Source organism: Ottowia flava (assembly GCF_008017535.1).
Taxonomy (GTDB): domain Bacteria; phylum Pseudomonadota; class Gammaproteobacteria; order Burkholderiales; family Burkholderiaceae_C; genus Ottowia; species Ottowia flava.
On sequence record NZ_VRUA01000011.1, the window covers coordinates 84,043 to 101,807 of the forward strand.

Annotated in this window: 11 protein-coding genes; 7 read left to right on the top strand and 4 right to left on the bottom strand. The window is 69.2% G+C overall.

Features of this window, described 5'->3' with window-relative positions:
• Nucleotides 1-227: 227 nt before the first annotated feature.
• The 4 genes from FVQ98_RS12350 to FVQ98_RS12365 all read left to right on the top strand — a co-directional run bounded on the left by FVQ98_RS12350 (nt 228) and on the right by FVQ98_RS12365 (nt 6,907).
• Nucleotides 228-1,679, top strand: a complete 1,452-nt coding sequence (locus FVQ98_RS12350) for an efflux transporter outer membrane subunit (protein ID WP_147913749.1) — start codon at nt 228-230, stop codon at nt 1,677-1,679.
• A 239-nt stretch (nt 1,680-1,918) separates the two neighbouring features.
• Entirely contained in the window at nt 1,919-3,163 is a 1,245-nt protein-coding gene (locus FVQ98_RS12355) for an efflux RND transporter periplasmic adaptor subunit (protein ID WP_255507757.1), read from the top strand.
• 37 nt (nt 3,164-3,200) lie between these two features.
• On the top strand, nt 3,201-6,311 hold the full coding sequence (locus FVQ98_RS12360) for an efflux RND transporter permease subunit (protein WP_147913751.1): 3,111 nt from the start codon (nt 3,201-3,203) through the stop codon (nt 6,309-6,311).
• On the top strand, nt 6,311-6,907 hold the full coding sequence (locus tag FVQ98_RS12365) for a rhomboid family intramembrane serine protease (protein WP_147913752.1): 597 nt from the start codon (nt 6,311-6,313) through the stop codon (nt 6,905-6,907). Before FVQ98_RS12360 ends, FVQ98_RS12365 begins: the two co-directional genes overlap by 1 nt.
• A gap of 234 nt (nt 6,908-7,141) precedes the next feature.
• Here FVQ98_RS12365 and FVQ98_RS12370 read toward each other — a convergent pair whose 3' ends face one another.
• The 3 genes from FVQ98_RS12370 to FVQ98_RS12380 all read right to left on the bottom strand — a co-directional run bounded on the left by FVQ98_RS12370 (nt 7,142) and on the right by FVQ98_RS12380 (nt 13,081).
• Nucleotides 7,142-10,480, bottom strand: a complete 3,339-nt coding sequence (locus FVQ98_RS12370) for a DUF11 domain-containing protein (RefSeq protein WP_187265720.1) — start codon at nt 10,478-10,480, stop codon at nt 7,142-7,144.
• A gap of 589 nt (nt 10,481-11,069) precedes the next feature.
• Nucleotides 11,070-11,675 carry an MOSC domain-containing protein gene (locus FVQ98_RS12375; RefSeq protein ID WP_147913754.1) on the bottom strand — a complete coding sequence of 202 codons (606 nt, stop codon included), beginning with the start codon at nt 11,673-11,675 and terminating at the stop codon, nt 11,070-11,072.
• On the bottom strand, nt 11,672-13,081 hold the full coding sequence (locus tag FVQ98_RS12380; RefSeq protein ID WP_147913755.1) for an aminopeptidase P N-terminal domain-containing protein: 1,410 nt from the start codon (nt 13,079-13,081) through the stop codon (nt 11,672-11,674). The genes FVQ98_RS12375 and FVQ98_RS12380 overlap by 4 nt, the downstream gene beginning before the upstream one ends.
• Nucleotides 13,082-13,196: 115 nt before the next feature.
• On the opposite strand from FVQ98_RS12380, the gene FVQ98_RS12385 reads away from it, so the two are divergent.
• The gene (locus FVQ98_RS12385) at nt 13,197-14,051 is read left to right on the top strand and encodes a phosphate/phosphite/phosphonate ABC transporter substrate-binding protein (protein WP_187265721.1); all 855 of its coding nucleotides are present in this window, start codon (nt 13,197-13,199) and stop codon (nt 14,049-14,051) included.
• A gap of 27 nt (nt 14,052-14,078) precedes the next feature.
• On the opposite strand, the gene FVQ98_RS12390 is transcribed toward FVQ98_RS12385, so the two are convergent.
• Nucleotides 14,079-14,810 carry a nucleotidyltransferase family protein gene (locus FVQ98_RS12390; RefSeq protein WP_370512957.1) on the bottom strand — a complete coding sequence of 244 codons (732 nt, stop codon included), beginning with the start codon at nt 14,808-14,810 and terminating at the stop codon, nt 14,079-14,081.
• A 242-nt stretch (nt 14,811-15,052) separates the two neighbouring features.
• Here FVQ98_RS12390 and FVQ98_RS12395 point away from each other — a divergent pair, with 242 nt between their 5' ends.
• Nucleotides 15,053-15,502: a CopD family protein gene (locus tag FVQ98_RS12395; protein ID WP_147913758.1), complete on the top strand. Its 450-nt coding sequence runs from the start codon at nt 15,053-15,055 to the stop codon at nt 15,500-15,502.
• A gap of 94 nt (nt 15,503-15,596) precedes the next feature.
• Complete coding sequence (locus FVQ98_RS12400) at nt 15,597-17,753, top strand: transketolase family protein (RefSeq protein ID WP_147913759.1); 2,157 nt, start codon at nt 15,597-15,599, stop codon at nt 17,751-17,753.
• Nucleotides 17,754-17,765: the final 12 nt, after the last annotated feature.

The window sequence follows — 17,765 nt, forward strand, 5'->3', positions numbered from 1 at the left end:
AACATTCCCCGGCAGGGTGTATCGGCTTGGGGTCGCCGCCGTGGTGTAATTTCGCCCGCCTGCCCAGCTGCGACCGCAGCGCCGCAGGCAGCTTGTCCGCCCTCCGCCACCCTGCCCCAGCCCGCCAGCGCATTCGGCGGCCGTGAGCCCTGGCCAGGTGGGCGCCCGGTCACCGTCCGTGGCGCGGCCCGCTGGCCTGACAGCAGGTTGCCCTCCACTCAAGCCTTATGCGCCCGCCTTTCGCTCCTGTTCGACGCACCGCTGGCTGGCCTCCCGCGCTGGCCCTTGCCCTGGCCACCGCACTGGCCGGCTGCGCAGCCACGCCGCCGACACCCGCGCCCGAACTGACCCAGCTCGCGCCCGCGCAATGGTTTGCGCCCCAGCCGCACGGCGGCACCGCCGCGCAACTGGTCGACTGGTGGCGCCAACCCGGCAGCGACAGCGCGCTGGCCAGCCTGATCGACGCCGCGCTGCGCGACGCACCCACGGTGGACGCCGCCGAAGCGCGCGTGAACGCCGCCCGCGCCCAGCTGGGCGCGCAGCGCGCCGGCCTGATGCCGCGGGTGGACGCCGCCGCCAGCGCCAGCCGTGGCAACAGCAGCGCCATCGGCTCAACAGCGCCGGGGGGCTCGCCGCCGATCATCACCACGCTGCAGGCGGGCCTGCAGGCGCAGTGGGAAATCGACCTGTTCGGCCGCCAGCGCGCGCTGGTCGACGCCGCCCGCACACGCGTGGACGGCGCCGAGGCGCTGGCCCAGTCGGCGCGCGTGTCGCTGGTGGCGGACGTGGCCGGCGCCTACCACGGGCTGCGGCTGTGCCAGCTGATGCTGACCACGGCCAGCGCCGACGCCGCGTCGCGTGGCGAGACCGCGCGGCTGACCGGCATCAGCCGCGACGCCGGCTTCACCGCGCCGGCCACCGCTGCCCTGGCCGACGCCAGCGCCGCCGAGGGCCGCAACCGCGTGACGCAGCAGCGCGCGGTGTGCGATGCGCAGCGCAAGGTGCTGGTGGCCCTGACCGGCCTGCCCGAGCCTGATTTAGAACAAAAAGTGGCTGTAGCGCAGACCCCATCTGCGCAAGCAGCTTCTTTTTCGATAGCACAACTGCCCGCCGAAACGCTGCGCCAGCGCCCTGACGTGTGGGCCGCCGAGCGCGAAGTGCTGGCCGCGCGCGCCGAGATCGACGCCGCCGACGCGGCGCGCTGGCCGTCGCTCAGCCTGGGCGGCAACGTGGCGGCGCTGCAGCTGCGCAGCGGCGGCGCCAGCGCCAATCTGTCGACCTGGACCTTCGGCCCGCTGCAGCTGGCGCTGCCGATCTGGGACGGGGGCCGCATCGCCGCCAACCAGGCCGGCGCCCGCGCCCGCTACGACGAGGCCGTGGCCAACTACAAGGGGCAGGTGCGCCAGGCCGTGCGCGAAGTCGAAACCGCGCTGACCGACGGCGCCGCCGCCCGCGCGCGCGAAGCCGATGCGCGCGCCGCTGTGGCGGGCTACCGCCGCCAGTTCGACGCCATGCAGGGCATGTACCGCCAGGGCATGGCCAGCCTGCCGCAGCTGGAGGAAGCGCGCCGCACGCTGCTGAACGCCGAGATCGCGCTCAACCAGCTACTGCACGACCGCGACGCGGCCGGGGTGGCGCTGTACCGGGCGGCGGGGGGAAGATGGAATGCACCCCCCTGAGTCGCCTTTGGCGCCTTCCCCCCTCTGCTTCGCGAGGGGGGACAACGCCAGTTGCCGGCGCAGGTCCGGCAACGGCGTTTGCTGGGCTGGCGCGCCCATCGGTCCGCAGCGCCCTTGCACGACGCGCATGCGCGCTGGTGTGAAGCGCCGCACGCCACTGCGCGCCATACGCCCAATGACGACGTTGAATGGGATTCCCCCACTCCGCGCGACGCTGTTTTTTTACTGAACGCCGTGCCTTGAAAGACACCATGCCCAAGTTCTTTCCGCTTCTGATTTCCACCCTTACCGCAGCGGTGCTGCTGGCCGCTTGCGGCGGCAAGGACGGCGATGCGCCCAAGGGCGCGGCCGCTGATGCGGCGTCGGCGCCTGCCGCCGCGGGGAGTGCGCCGCGCGCGGCGCTGACGGTGACGGTGGCCACGCCGCAGAAGGTGAGCTGGGCGCGCGAAATAGCCGCCAACGGCAACATCGCGGCGTGGCAGGAGGCCAGCATCGGCGCCGATGTGGCTGGCTTACGCCTGCAGGACTTGCGCGTGAACGTGGGCGACGTGGTCAAGAAGGGCCAGGTGCTGGCCACCTTCGACGCGGCGCCGGTGCAGCAGGACCAGGCGCAGGCGCGCGCCAGCCTCGCCGAGGCCGAGGCCGCCTACGCCGATGCGCGCGGCAACGCTGAACGCGCGCGCGCCGTGCAGGCCAGCGGCGCTCTGAGCCAACAGCAGATCAACCAGTACGCCACCTCCGAGAAGACGGCCCGCGCGCGCGTCGAAGCGGCCAAGGCCGTGGTCGCCAGCCAGAACCTGCGCGTGCGCAACACGCAGATCGTGGCGCCGGACGCGGGCGTGATTTCGGCGCGCACCGCGACCGTGGGCCAGGTGGTGGGCGCCGGGACCGAGCTGTTCCGCATGGTGCGCCAGGGCCGCCTGGAATGGCGCGGCGAAGCGCGTGCCGAGGACCTGAGCGCCATCCGCCCGGGCCAGCGCGTGCGGATCGAGCTGCCCGGCCACGCGGCCGATGGCAGCGCGAGTTCCGGCACGGCCATCACCGGCACGGTGCGCCAGCTCGCACCCACGGTGGACGCGCGCACCCGCTATGCGCTGGTGTACGTGGACCTGCCACCGGGCACCGCGGCGCGCGCGGGCATGTTCGCCAGCGGGCATTTCGACATCGGCGCCGACAGCGCCCTCACGGTGCCGCAGGAATCCGTGGTCATGCGCGACGGCTTCGCCCACCTGGCCGTGCTGCAGCCCGACCGGCGCGTGCGCCTGGAGCGCGTGCAGACCGGACGGCTGAATGGCAACCGGGTCGAGATCATGACCGCGCTGCCGGCGGGCGCGCAGGTGGTGGTGCGCGGCGCCGGCTTCCTGAACGACGGCGACCAGGTGCAGGTGGTGGGCGAACCTGCCACAGCCGCTGCATCGGCCGCAGCTTCAGCGCCAAATCAGGCCGCAGCGCCCGCTCAGCCTGCGCAGGCAGCTAGCAAATAAAGAGCATAGCTCTCATGCTTCACACACGGTTGTTGCCATGAATTTTTCCGCCTGGTCGATCCGCAACCCGGTCCCGACCCTGATGCTGTTCGTGCTGCTCACGCTGGGGGGGCTGTTCGCCTTCCACCAGATGAAGGTGCAGAACTTTCCCGACATCGACCTGCCCATGGTCAACGTGGTGGCCGCGCTGCCGGGCGCCACGCCGGGCCAGCTAGAAAACGACGTCGCCCGCAAGATCGAGAACAGCCTGGCCACGGTGCAAGGCGTCAAGCACATCATCACCAGTGTGGTCGATGGCGCGGTCACCATCGTGGTGGAGTTCAGGCTGGAAAAGGATTTGCAGGAGGCGCTGGACGACGTGCGTTCGGCCGTCTCGCGCGTGCGCAGCGACCTGCCGACCGATTTGCAGGAGCCGATCGTAAGCAAGGTTGACCTGGCCGCCCAGCCGATGCTGGCGTACGCCCTGTCGTCCGACCGCGTGAGCGACGCAGACCTGTCCTGGTTCGTCGACAACGACGTGGCCAAGCGGCTGCTGGCGATCCCAGGCGTCGGCGCGGTCAACCGCGTGGGCGGCGCCAACCGCCAGGTGCACATCGACCTGGACCCGGCGCGCCTGCAGGGGCTGGGGCTGACGGCGGCCGAGGTGTCGCGCCAGCTGCGCCAGGTGCAGATGGAAAGCGCGGGGGGCCGCGTCGACCTGGGTCAGGGCGAGCAGCCGGTGCGCACGCTGGCCACCGTCAAGAGCGCGGACGAGCTGCGCGCCATGCCGATCGCGCTGCAGGACGGGCGCAGCGTGCGGCTGGACCAGGTGGCCAAGGTGACCGACACCGTGGCCGAACCGCGCGCGGCGGCGCTGCTGAATGGCAAGCCGGTGGTGGGCTTCGAGGTGGCGCGCAGCCGCGGCGCCAGCGAGGTGGAAGTGGGCGCTGGCGTGCGCGCCGCGCTCAAGGAGCTGCAGGCGGCGCGGCCCGACCTGCACTTCACCGAGGCGTTCGACTTCGTCACCCCGGTGGAAGAGGAATACCACGCCTCGCTCAAGATGCTGGGCGAAGGCGCACTGCTGGCGGTGGTGGTGGTGTGGCTGTTCCTGCGCAACGGGCGCGCCACCTTTGTCGCGGCGGTGGCGCTGCCGATGTCGATCCTGCCAGCGCTGATCGGCATGTACTTCTTCGGCTTCACCATCAACGTGGTGTCGCTGCTGGCGCTGTCGCTGGTGGTGGGCATCCTGGTGGACGACGCAATCGTCGAGGTGGAGAACATCGTGCGCCACCAGGGCATGGGCAAGTCGCCCTACCAGGCGGCGATGGAGGCGGCCGACGAGATCGGGCTGGCGGTGATCGCCACCACCTTCACGTTGATCGCGGTGTTTTTGCCGACCGCTTTCATGACGGGTGTGGTCGGCAAGTTCTTCAAGCAGTTCGGCTGGACGGCGGCGATGGCGGTGTTCGCCTCGCTGGTGGTGGCGCGCCTGCTCACGCCGATGATGGCCGCGTACATGATGAAGCCCGATCCGCGCGGCCACCACGAGCCGGGCTGGCTGCGCACCTACGGACGCTGGGCCGCGTGGTGCGTGAAGCACCGCATCTGGACGGTGATCGGCGGCTTCGTGTTCTTTGTCGGCTCGATTGCGCTGATCCCGCTGCTGCCGACCGGCTTCATCCCGCCCGATGACAACTCGCAGACGCAGGTCTACCTGGAGCTGCCGCCGGGCGCAACGCTCACGCAGACCGAGCGCGTGGCAGAGGAGGCGCGGCAGCTGCTGATGCAGGACACCAACGTGCGCAGCGTCTACACCACCATCGGCGGCGGCGCGGCGGGCGGCGACCCGTTTGCCGCCAGCAGTGCCGACGTGCGCAAGGCGACGCTGACCATCCAGCTGGCGCCGCGCGGCGACCGCCCGGTCAAGCAAACCGTGGAGGCCGAGCTGCGCCACCGTTTGGCGGTGCTGCCGGGCGTGCGCAGCAAGGTGGGCCTGGGCGGTTCGGGCGAGAAATACATCCTGGTGCTGCAGGGCGAAGACCCGGTGGCACTCGGCCAGGCCGCGCGCAAGGTCGAGTCCGACCTGCGCGCCATGCCCGGCTTGGGCAGCATCACCAGCACCGCCAGCCTGGTGCGCCCCGAGATCGCGGTGCACCCCGACTTCGCGCGCGCCGCCGACCTGGGCGTGACCAGCAGCGCCATCGCCGACACGCTGCGCGTGGCCACGCAGGGCGACTACGACGCCCAACTGCCCAAGATGAATCTGGCGCAGCGCCAGATTCCGATCGTGGTGAAGCTGGACGACGCCGCCCGCAAGGATCTCGGGGTGCTCGAGCGCCTGCACGTGCCGGGCGCCAAGGGCCCGGTGCCACTGGGCCAGGTCGCGACGCTGAGCTACAGCGGCGGCCCGGCCGTGATCAACCGCTACGACCGCGCGCGCAACATCAACCTGGAGGTGGAGCTTTCGGGCCAGCCGCTGGGCGACGTGGCGGCCAAGACCAAGGCGCTGCCCTCCGTCAGGAACCTGCCGCCCGGCGTGAAGGTGGTGGAAGTGGGCGACGCCGAGGTGATGGGTGAGCTGTTCGTCGGTTTTGGCCTGGCCATGCTGACGGGCATCCTGTGCATTTACATTGTGCTGGTGCTGCTGTTCCACCACGTTCTGCACCCGGTCACCATTCTGGCGGCGCTGCCGCTGTCGCTGGGCGGCGCCTTCGTGGCGCTGCTGCTGACCGGCAAAGCGTTTTCGATGCCTTCGCTGATCGGCTTGATCATGCTGATGGGCATCGCGACCAAGAACTCGATCCTGCTGGTCGAGTACGCCATCCTGGCGCGGCGCGAGCACGGGCTCTCCCGCTTCGACGCGCTGATGGACGCCTGCCACAAGCGCGCGCGCCCGATCATCATGACCACGCTGGCCATGGGCGCGGGCATGCTGCCGATTGCCATCGGCTGGGGCTCGGCCGACCCGAGCTTTCGCTCGCCCATGGCGGTGGCGGTGATCGGGGGGCTGATCACCTCGACCTTCCTGAGCTTGCTGGTGATCCCTGCGGTCTATACCTACATCGACGACATCGCGCAGTGGTTTGGCAAGCGTTTTCACCGCTCCGGGCATGCTGGTCCTGCGCCGGCAGCTCCTGAAAACGGAGCGCAGACGAGCCACCCCGCCTGATGCGCCGCATCGCCTGGCCCCTGCTGTGCGCCGTGCTGGTCGTGGCCAGCGGCACGCTGTGGCTAGTGGGCGTGGCTGGCTATGTCGACCCGCCGCGCTGGGTGTGGCAGTACGACCATTGGCGTGCGCTGCCCTGGACCTTGTGGACCGGGCCGCTGCTGCACTTCCTGTGGCCGCACCTGCTGGCCAATGTGCTGGCACTTGTCGCGCTGGCGGTGCTCGGCGCTGCGCTGGAGGCGCCCCCGCGCGACGCGCTGGCGCTGCTGCTGGCGTGGCCGCTCGGCACCGCTGCGCTGTACGCCTGGCCCGGCGTGGGGGCCTTCTACGGCCTGTCGGGCGTGGTGCACGCGGCCACCGCCGTCGTGGCCGTGCGCGCGCTGGCCACGCCCTCGCAGCGCTGGCTGGGGCTGCTGCTGGCTGGCGGCCTGGCGATCAAGCTGGCGCTGGAGCGCGCCTGGAAGGTGCCCGTCGGCTTTGACAGCGGTTGGGGCTTCAACGTCATCTACGCCGCCCACCTGACGGGAGCATTGGCCGGTGCCGTGCTGGCGACGGCGTTCGAACTGTTGCGAGCCGGGCGCCCTGAACGCGGGCAGTAACGGCGGAAGACGCACGGGTGCATGCTCCCGCGCGGTCACACGATGAAACGAGCGCGCTGACGTCAGCCCCCGCCGCGGTATCCATGGGCTCGCGCCCTGTTGGCCCACCCCACCCACAAACCTCCTACATCTGGCCTGAATCCCCATAAAAAGAGCGCCCCGAGGGGCGCTTTCAAAGGGGGCATCAGAGAGAGAGCGAGCGAGACATGCCCCCACCCGGGCTACGCGGGGTTCTTAGTCGGTGCGGCGCAAGGGCAGGGCGCCCAGACCGGCGATCACCGCCAGCAAGACCAACAGCGCCCATTCACCCAAGGTCGGTACCGCCACCGGGGGTTCCTTGCTGGGGACGCGCGTGGTCGTGGTGCTGGTGTCGTTGTCGGGATTGGGGTCGCCCGGCGCGTCGAGCGTGGCGGTGTTCACCACCGGGCTCGCACCTTCGTACGGGTCGGCCAGCTGCGCGGTGAAGCTGAACTCGCGACTCTGGCCATTCGCCAGCGTGCCCACCGCGCAACTGACGGTCGCGCCGCTGACCACGCAGCCGCTGGAGGAAGACATGAAGGTCATCCCGGCAGGCAGGGGGTCGGTCACTGTGGCGCCGATGCTGTCCAGCGGCCCGAGGTTGCTGACCGTCAGCTTGTAGACGGCCAGGTCGCCCGGGGCCAGCGTGGCCACGTCGACCGACTTTTCCAGCTCCAGGTCGGTAGCGATGGCATCGCGGCGCGTGGTGGTGTCTTCATCGACCGTGTTGTTGCCTTCCTCGGCCTCCTCCTCGTCCACGGCCACCACCACGCGGTTGCCCTGGGTGCCTGAGTAGGCGCCCGGCTGGACGATGCTTTCGGCGCGCATGCGGTACCTGAGCACCACCTCCTTGGCCGCGCCCGGCTCGATCGAGGGGAAGCGGCACACCAGTGCGCCGCTGGTGGCGCCCACGGCAGGTTCGGTGCAGTCGGGCGCCGTCAGGGGTGCGCCCGCCACCGTCGCGCTCAGCCCGCCCTGGTAGCTGAAGCGCGCACTCGCTCCTGCATTGGGAAAGGTGTCGGTGACGACCAGTTGCGTGCCGAACGAGGGGCCGACGTTCGTCACCGTGACGGTGTATTCGGTCTCGCTGCCCAGCGGTACTGGGTCCACGCTGTCGGTCTTGTGGACCAGCAAGTCCAGCTCCGCCGGCACAACGTTCACGGAAGCGCTCGCGGTGTTGTTGCTGGCGTTGGTCTCCGGCGTGTCGGTGGCAACGGCGACGGTGTTGGTGATGGTGGTGCCGACAGCTTCAGCAAGCGGGCGCAAACGCACCGTCACCGTGCGCTGCGTCTTGCTGGCAACGTCCGCCGCCCATCGGCAGTCGATCGTGCCGCTGGTGGCTCCGACGTCCGGCAGGGTGCAGCTGCCGCTGTCCGAGGCCGTGGCGGAGATGAATGCGGCGTGGGCCGGCATGGCGTCGGTGACGCGCACGTTGGCGGCCGCCGAGGGCCCGCTGTTGAGCGCAGTGATGACCCACACCATCGGCTCACCCACGCGCACCGGCTTAGGGGTGACGGACTTGCTCACCGTCATGTCGACACGCGGCGCGACGTCGGTGGTCACGGTGTTGCTGGTGTTGCTGCTGGGGTCGGGATCCACCACCTGGGTCGAGCTCACCGTGGCGACGTTGGTGCGCGCCAGCACGGTGGAGCCTGTGTTGCCCGCCTTGACCCGAATCGTGACGACCGCGGTGCCGCCAGCCGCCAGCGTGGGCAGCGTGCAGGTGACCGTCGCATTGCCGTTGGTCGGGCCAGCCGGGCTGCAGGTGCCCGTGCCGGTGGTCACCGCGGCGCTGACCAGCCCGTTCGGATTCAGTAGGTTGTCGAGCACGTCGCGCACCTTCACGTCGGTGGAGGCGCCGGGGCCGGCGTTGGTGACCGTGAGCGTGTAGGTCAGCTCGTCGCCGACCACCGCGGTGGCCGTGTTCACGGTCTTGGCGATGCGCAGGTCGGCCTGGTTGACGCCCTCCGTGGACCACACTGTGGCGTTGGTGCAGTTGTTGTCGGGGTCATCCGGGCCGGGTCCGGTCAGCCAGTTGCAGACACCATTGACCAGTGGCCCGGTGGCTGTGTTGACCACAGGGAAGGTGATCGGCGGGAAGTTGGTATTGACCGCCTGATCGGCTGCCAGCGTGCGCTCGCAGGCGAGGGTCGCGGGCCCCACCATCGGGTAGCCCGTGGCGGGCAGGCAGGACCAGCCTGTCCCCGTGGGCAAGGCGGTCAGCGTCATGCCGGGCGGCAAACTTTCGACCACCTGCACTTTTTGGCCGGCACGCGCCGGTACCGGGCCGTGGTTGCGCACGGTTACCGTGAAGTTGTAAGCCTCACCCACAAGCACGGGCGATTTGCTTGCGGTCTTGGTCGGCCGCAGATCGGACGTGTTGCTGCCGGTGACCGTCACGGTGCTCGAGCTGTTGTTGCCCGGCACCGGGTCGATCTGGGCGTTGCCCGACGGGAATCCGACGTGGGCGACGTTCGGCTGCGCCCCCAGACCGACGTTGGCGGTCAGGGTGATGGCCGGCATGGCATCACCTGGCCTGCCCGGCCAGGCGCCCGGGTAGGTGCAGCTCAGGGTCGGCGCGGTGAAGGTGCAGGCCCACGGTGCTGGCGCGCTGTGTGACACGTAGGTCAACCCGGGCGGCAGCGTGTCCGTGACCACCACGTCGCTGGGCGACATGCCGGCGACGAGGCGCGGCGTCAGGGTGAATGCGACCGCTGTGTTGATGGCCACCGTGCCGCTCGGCGAAACGGTCTTGCCGATCGCCAGATCGCTGCCGCCGGCGAAGCTGCTGTTGACCAGGGCTGTGTTGTTCAGGTCGTCGCCGTCCGGGAAGGTGGAGGTGACGCCGAAGCTGGCGGTCACCGTGCCCGAATGGTTGGCCACGGTGGGCACCGAGATCGCGGGCCATGCGGCTCCGCTGCTCAGCGCGTCGCTGCCACCGCTGCGTGCGCAGGTGATGGTGGTGGCGCTGGTCGGGTTGGCTATGGGGTAGCCGGTCGCAGGTGTGCAGTCCCAGCCCGTGCCGGTGGGGCGGGCTGTCACCGCCGTGCCCGAGGGCACCGCGAACGTGACCCGCGGCTGCTCTCCCGCAGGCAGGGCGTCGGGGCCATTGTTGCTGGCCGTCAGCGCGTAGGTGTAGGGGGTGCCGGCGGGTGCGCCCGCAGCGGCGGAACTGTTGGCCGCCAAAGTCAGATCCGCGGCCGCCACCGCCGTGATGCGACGAATGAGGCCGTTGTTGCCGTTGTTCGGGTCATTCGTGGACGCACTCACGGACGCCGCGTTGTCGTACACCCCTTTGGCCGGAATACGCAGTTTCAGCGTGACGGTGCGCTGTCCCTTGTAAGCCAGCGTCGGCCAGTTGCACTGGAACGGTGCGGCCGTGGTGCAGGTGCCGCCGTCGCTCGCCACCATGCTCTCAAAGACCGCACCGACGGGCAGCAGGTCCGTGAGCACCACGTTGCTGGCCGTGTCGGGGCCGTTGTTTTCAACCGTGAGCGCGATCGTGGCGATCCCGCCCGCCTTGACCGGATCGGGTGACACGACCTGTTTGGCCAAAACAAGGTCTGCTGACTGCGCCGCCGCCTGTGCAGTTGCCCCCAGCAGGCACCAGCCCGCCACGGCGGCCACCGCCGCATTCCTGGTACTCCCAGTTGCCAGCGCACGCCATGGCGCCAGAGCCCCTCTCCTATCCATCCCGCTTCCTCAATAGTTCGATTTAATACTTCATTATGCGGTGGAAACCCTATGTAGTAAGTCATAAGGAACAGTTTTAGTGGGCTAATCGCACATTTAATATATCTTTTGGATTAAACTTCAGTACCCGCGCGCAGCCGCACCTGCGCGCGTACTTTGCGTTGAGGTTCGCCGGCGCGGCACCTGCGCTCCGGCGGAGCGCGCCGACCGAATCCAGCCAGCACGCGGCGACCTTGGCCCGACGCCTGGCGGACGGGGCCCAACGCGCGGCCCCTGCGACCGGGCACCAATGCTTCTATTTCAGGAGCTGCTCGCGCTTACCTGGCGCCACTTCAAGACTGAAACGCCTTCTTCGGCCCGTGCACACCGCCGCACCGACACATCGTGCACCAGAAACTACCAAAACCATAGCTGTCAGCGCTTTCTGCATCAGCGCCAGGGGCAGTTTTGGCTATCCGTTGCGATGCCGCGCCCATTTGGCGTGGATGGCGTCCGGGATCGACAAGCCGCGGCTGCCCGGCTCGACGCGGATCGCCATGCCCGCGCACAGCTCCCCCGGCGTGTCCACCGCCAGGTAAAACCCACAGCGCGCCGTGCGCACCATGACCTGGGCGGCCTGCGCGAAACCCATCACGGCAGTGAATTTGCCGCAGGGCTCGCGCGGCGCCGTGACGCGCAGCACGCACGCCGAGCCATCGAAGCGCAGCGTGTCGCCCACCCACACGTCGGACTCCAGCAGGCCTTCCAGCGTGAGGTTCTCGCCCATGAAGCCGGGCGGCAACGGCTCGTCGAACAGGCTGACGCCGCGATCCCGACGCTCGGCCTGCCAGAAGGGCAGGTGCTCTGCCGGGTAGGCGTACACCGCCTTGGTCAGACCGCCGTGGATGCTGAGGTCGGCCTGTTCATCGCCAGCCAGGCCCAGCGGCTGTGCGGCGACCGGCCCGGTCACGGCTTGCTTGCGGATGCCGCTCAGCACCGTGCGGCCACCTGCGACGGACAGTTTCGCGGTGCGCCCGACGTTGACGGAGCGCAGGCGCGCGGCCGGGCGGCCGCTCATCCGCGCATCAGCGCTTCGATCTCATCGGGCGCGACCGGCACGCCGCGCGTGATCAGCTCGCAGCCGGTGTCGGTGACCACCGCGTCGTCTTCGATGCGGATGCCGATGTTCCAGAAGGCTTCGGGCACGTTGTCGGCCGGGCGCACGTACAGGCCGGGCTCGATCGTCAGCACCATGCCGGGGCGCAGGATGCGGCTGGGGCGGTCCTTGATCAGCTCGCCGGAGAGCGGGTCCTTGCGCTCGCTGATCTGGCCGACTTCGCTGGGCTCCACGTAGCTGCCGCAGTCGTGCACGTCCATGCCCAACCAGTGGCTGGTGCGGTGCATGTAGTACGGGAAATAGCCCCGCGCGGCGATGGCGTCATCCAGCGTCGGGTGCTTGGCCTTGTCGATCAGCCCCAAGTCCAGCAAGCCCTGTGTCAACACGCGCACCGTGGCGTCGTGCGGGTCGTTGAAGCGCGCGCCGGCGCGGGTGGCAGCGACGGCGGCGTCCTGGCTGGCCAGCACCAGCTCGTACAGCTGGCGCTGCGGGCCGGTGAAGCGGCCGTTGGCAGGGAATGTGCGCGTGATGTCGCTGGCGTAGCCGTCGAGTTCGCAGCCCGCGTCGATCAGCACCAGCTCGCCATCGCGGATGGGCGCGACGTCGGCGCGGTAGTGCAGCACGCAGGCGTTGGCACCGGCCGCGACGATGCTGGTGTAGGCGGGAAATTGCGACCCGTGCTCGCGGAATTCGTGCAGCAGCTCGGCGTCGAGGTGGTACTCGCGCACGTCCTGCGCGGCGCGCAGCATGGCAGCGCTGCGCTGCATGGCGCGCACGTGGGCGCGCGCGCTGATCTGCGAGGCGCGGCGCATCACATCCTGCTCATACGCATCTTTCACCAGGCGCATTTCGTCCAGCAGCGCGCACAGGTCGCGTTGGGTGTCGGGCGCCAACGCGCCGTAGCGCACACGGGCGCGGACCTTGTTCAGCCAGCCGTCGATGCGCGTTTCCAGCCCCGGGTGCGTGGCAAACGGGTACCAGACGACTGCCTTGTTTTCCAGCAGCTGGGGCAGGCGCGTGGCCAGTTCGTCAACCGAAAACGCTTCGTCCACGCCCAGCGCGGCGGGTGCGGCCTCAGGGCCCAGGCGGATGCCGTCCCAGATCTCGCGCTCCAGGTCTTTCGGCTGACAGAACAGCGTGCTGCGGCCGTCGCCGGTCAGCACCAGCCAGGCGTTGGGCTCAGCAAAGCCGGTCAGGTAATGAAAGTAGCTGTCGGCGCGGTAGGGGAAATCGCTGTCGCGGTTGCGCTGCTGCACCGGCGCGGTGGGGACGATGGCGATGGCATCGGGGCCGAGTTGTGCAGCCAGGCGGGCGCGGCGGTCCGCGTAAGAGGGTGCTTGAGCAGGCGGGGAAGAGGCAAGCGTCATGCCCGCATCTTCTCACCAACGTCAAGTCGCCGGCGTCCATGTGAATTTAGGCACAACGTTGTATATTTCGTCACAATTTTGTGAAATAGTCCCGCTTTTTCCTACAGGATTCCCGATGCAGCTGCCTTTCTGTCTGATCCGTCCTGGCTTTGTGCTGGCCTTGGCCACGATGGGCGGGCTGCTGCCGGCCGCGCGCGCCGATTTGCTGTTTGCCGTCAGCGAAGGCACGTCGGGCGGTGGCTCGGCGGTGACCGACGAGCAGATGGCCATCAAATACAAGCCGATGATCGAGGTGATGGAGCGCGTGCTGGCCCAGAAGGTGAATGTGCGCTACGTGCGCGACTTCCGCCTGCTCGAAGAAGGCATGAAGGCGGGCAGGTTCGACATGGTGCTGGCGCGGCCCAGCGACTACCCGGCACGCGGCGTGCGCGACTACGGCTTCAGCGCCGTGACCACCACCCAGCCCGACGGCCACTGCCTGCTGATCGTCAAGGAAGACAGCCCGTTCAAGACGCTGGACGACCTGAAAGACAAGCGCGTGATCATGCCCGAGCGCGTGGCCTACATGACCAAGTTCTGCCTGGCCGAGATGCGCGACCGCAAGATGGGCGTGAACCCCGAAGAAGTGACCTACGTGCGCGAGCAGGGCGCGATTCCGTTCGCCATCCAGAATGGGCTGTCGCACGTGGGCGGCATCGCCTCGTATTCCGGCGTGGCGGGCAAGCTCAAGAAGGAAAAGCTGCGCGTGATCCACACCAGCACGCCGCAGCCGTACCTGCCGCTGATCGCCGGCAGCCGCGTCACGCCGCAGCAGGTGCAGCAGCTCGGCGTTGAACTGGTTGCACTGTCGCAAACCGAAGCGGGCGGCAAGGCGCTGGGCGCCATCGGCCTGAAGGGCTTTGAGATCGGCACGCAGCCGCGCCTGCTCTCGCTGCTCGACTGGCTGGGCGACACCAAACCCGCCAACTGATGGCCCCTGCGCAGCGTGCGGGCAGGGTCAGTCCGATGCGTTGAGCTGCGCCAGACGCTCGGGCGTGCCCACGTCCGTCCAGGCGCCGGTGTAGAGCTCGGCGCTCACCTGGCCGGCGCCGATCGCGCGGCGCAGCAGAGGCGCCAGCGGCGCGGCCGTGCCCTGCGGGTTGCCGTCGATGATGTCGCACCAGGGCGCCTCAAACAGCGCGCGCCGGTACAGCCCCACGGTGCTGAAGGTGTGGCGCACGGCGCCGTCGGGCGCATCGTTCAGCGCCAGGCCGTCCGGCGCGATGGCGAAGTCGCCCTTCAGGTTGTGCGGCGGGTTCGGCACCAGCCACAGGTGGGCCAGGCGGCCACTGTCGGCAAACCGCTGCACGGCTTCGTCGCTGATCACAAAGTCGGGCGCAAAGATATCGCCCGCCACGACCCAGAACACGTCCTGCGGCTGCGGCGCCAGCCAGGGCAGCGCACGCACGATGCCGCCGGCCGTTTCCAGCGCATAGCCGAAATCGCGCCCTTCATGCGAGCAGCGCACGCTTGTGAGTACATCTTTTTGCTCTACATTTGATAGCTGTTCGCGCAATACCCCGTAGGGCTGGACCGAGAAATAACCCTCAATCTGCTCCCCCAACCAGGCGGTGTTGACGACGATGTCGTGCACGCCGCCGCGCGCCAGCGCGTCCACCCACCACTGCAGCAGCGGCCGGCCGCGCACGCGCAGCAAGGGCTTGGGACAGCTGTCGGTCAGCGGGCGCATGCGCTCGCCGCGGCCAGCGGCCAGGATCAGCGCGCGAACCCGACCCGCGGGCTCGGCCGCGGGGGCACCGTGCAGCCTCACGCGCCAGCCTCCACGGCGGTGGCGCATCGCAGGGGCAAAAGGCGGCGGGGCGCGCCCACGGGGCAGATCAGGCCATGCATGGGCGCAACTGTAGTATGGAAAGGTGGCCGCATTTTCCACGCCACGCCCGTCCCATCCTTTCACCGACCCCTGCACCGACCATGTGGCGATCCGTTCTGCTTCTGCTCCATCTGCTGGCGGCCATGGCCTGGGTCGGTGGCATGTTCTTCGCGCACTTCTGCCTGCGCACGGCCGCCGTGCACACACTGGCGCCGCCACAGCGGCTGCCGCTGATGGCGGCGGCGCTGACGCGCTTTCTGCGGGCCATGGCGGTGGCAGTACCGATGGTGCTGTTGACCGGGCTGGCCATGCTGGCGCAGACCGGCATGGCGCACGCGCCCTGGGGCTGGCACGCCATGCTGACGATTGGCCTGGTCATGGCGGTCGTCTACGCCTTCATCCACGGGCGCCTGCTGCCGCGCCTGCGCCAGCATTGCGCGGCCAGCGCATGGCCGCTGGCGGGGCAGACGCTGGACCGCATCCGCCGGCTGGTCATGCTCAACCTGGCGCTCGGCGTGCTGACGGTGGCCGCGGCCGTGCTGGGCCGCTGACGGCGCCGCCCGCAGGGCATCGGCCCGCGTCAGCTGACGGTACGGGCGGGGCCGATAAAATCAGGGGTTTTCGCCTACCCGCCCCGCTTTCGCCATGCCCACTCCTACCCTCATGGCCAACGCCATCCGCGCCCTCGCGATGGACGCTGTCCAGCAAGCCAATTCCGGTCACCCCGGCGCTCCCATGGGCATGGCCGACATGGCCGTGGCGCTGTGGGGCCGTCACCTCAAGCACAACCCCGTCAATCCGCACTGGGCAGACCGTGACCGCTTCGTGCTGTCCAACGGCCACGGCTCGATGCTGCTGTACGCGCTGCTGCACCTGAGCGGCTACGACCTGCCGATGCAGGAGCTGAAGAGCTTCCGTCAGCTGCACAGCAAGACCGCGGGCCACCCGGAATGGGGCATCACTCCCGGCGTCGAGACCACCACCGGCCCGTTGGGCCAGGGCATCACCAACGCGGTGGGCATGGCGCTGGCCGAGAAGCTGCTGGCGGCCGAATTCAACCAACCCGGCCACGCCATCGTCGACCACCACACCTACGTGTTCCTGGGCGACGGCTGCCTGATGGAAGGCATCAGCCACGAAGCCTGTTCGCTGGCCGGCGCCTGGAAATTGAACAAGCTGATCGCCCTGTACGACGACAACGGCATCAGCATTGACGGCAAGGTAGCACCCTGGTTTGTCGACAACGTGGCACAGCGCTTCGAGTCCTACCAGTGGGACGTGATCGGCCCCATCGACGGCCACGACGTGGACGCGGTGGACCGCGCCATCGGCCAGGCCAAACAAAGCGGCGACCGCCCCACGCTGATCATCTGCAAGACCCACATCGGCAAGGGCAGCCCCAACCGCCAGGACACGGCCAAGGCCCACGGCGAGCCGCTGGGCGCCACCGAGATTGCCCTGACGCGCGAAGCGCTGGGCTGGCCCTACGGCCCGTTCGAGATCCCCGACACGGTCTATGCCGACTGGGACGCCAAGGCCGCTGGCGCGCAGGCCGAGCAAAGCTGGGACCGGCGCTTTGCCGCCTATGCCAAAGCCCACCCGGCGCTGGCCGCCGACTTCCTGCGCCGCATGGCGGGTGAGCTGCCCAAGAACTTCGCCCAGGTGGCGGTCGACGCCGCCGTGCGCGCCCACGAAAAAGGCGAAACCGTGGCCAGCCGCAAGGCCAGCCAGATCGCGCTGGAAGCCTTCACCGCCGACCTGCCCGAGCTGATCGGCGGCAGCGCGGACCTGACCGGCTCCAACCTGACGAACACCTCGTTCACCACGCCGCTGCGCTTCAACGACGACGGCAGCGTGGTCCTGCCCGAGTCCAAGCCCGAGCGCGCCACGCAGCTGGAGCGCGCCACCAACGGCCTGGGCCAGGAAGACGAGGCCGGCAACAGCGGTGCGGCCCCCCTGCCCGCGGTCGATGCGCGCGCCGCCGCGCCGGCCATTTCGGCGCGCTTTCACATCAACTACGGCGTGCGCGAATTTGGCATGGCCGCGATCATGAATGGCATCGCGCTGCATGGTGGCTACATCCCGTACGGCGGCACCTTCCTGACCTTCAGCGACTACAGCCGCAACGCCATCCGCATGGCGGCGTTGATGAAACAGCGCGTGATCCACGTGTTCACGCACGACAGCATCGGCCTGGGCGAAGACGGCCCCACGCACCAGAGCGTGGAACACGCCGCCAGCCTGCGCCTGATCCCCGGCCTGGACGTCTGGCGCCCCGCCGACACGGCCGAAACCGCCATCGCCTGGGCCGTCGCCCTGGAAAGCCGCGAGCGCCCCACCGCCCTGCTGCTGAGTCGCCAGAACCTGCCTTACGCGCCCAAGCGCGACCTGGGCGACATCAGCCGCGGTGCCTACGTGCTGAGCGAGCCGGCCGACCTGGGCCTGCGCAGCAAGACGCAGGCGGTGATCATTGCCACCGGCTCCGAAGTGCAGCTGGCGCTCAAGGCGCAAGAACTGCTTGCTTCGCAAAAGATAGCTGTCCGCGTAGTCTCGATGCCGAGCAACACGGCTTTCGACCGCCAGGACGAGAAGTACAAGAAAGCCGTGCTGCCCGCCGGCCTGCCGCGCATCGCGGTGGAAATGGGCGTGACCGATGGCTGGTGGAAGTACGGCTGCGCCGCCGTGGTCGGCATCGACCGCTTTGGCGAGTCGGCCCCGGCGCCGCAACTGTTCGAGTTCTTCGGCTTCACGCCCGAGAACGTCGCGCAGACGGTGCAGGCCGTGCTGCGCAAGCGCCGCTGAAAATTTAAGCCA

Excerpts from the sequence above, each read along its gene's own strand:
- FVQ98_RS12350 (WP_147913749.1), top strand. The coding sequence starts at position 228 with ATGCGCCCGCCTTTCGCTCCTGTTCGACGCACCGCTGGCTGGCCTCCC.
- FVQ98_RS12360 (WP_147913751.1), top strand. The coding sequence starts at position 3,201 with ATGAATTTTTCCGCCTGGTCGATCCGCAACCCGGTCCCGACCCTGATG.
- FVQ98_RS12365 (WP_147913752.1), top strand. The coding sequence starts at position 6,311 with ATGCGCCGCATCGCCTGGCCCCTGCTGTGCGCCGTGCTGGTCGTGGCC.
- FVQ98_RS12375 (WP_147913754.1), bottom strand. The coding sequence starts at position 11,675 with ATGAGCGGCCGCCCGGCCGCGCGCCTGCGCTCCGTCAACGTCGGGCGC.
- FVQ98_RS12380 (WP_147913755.1), bottom strand. The coding sequence starts at position 13,081 with ATGACGCTTGCCTCTTCCCCGCCTGCTCAAGCACCCTCTTACGCGGAC.
- FVQ98_RS12385 (WP_187265721.1), top strand. The coding sequence starts at position 13,197 with ATGCAGCTGCCTTTCTGTCTGATCCGTCCTGGCTTTGTGCTGGCCTTG.
- FVQ98_RS12390 (WP_370512957.1), bottom strand. The coding sequence starts at position 14,810 with ATGCGCCCGCTGACCGACAGCTGTCCCAAGCCCTTGCTGCGCGTGCGC.
- FVQ98_RS12395 (WP_147913758.1), top strand. The coding sequence starts at position 15,053 with ATGTGGCGATCCGTTCTGCTTCTGCTCCATCTGCTGGCGGCCATGGCC.
- FVQ98_RS12400 (WP_147913759.1), top strand. The coding sequence starts at position 15,597 with ATGCCCACTCCTACCCTCATGGCCAACGCCATCCGCGCCCTCGCGATG.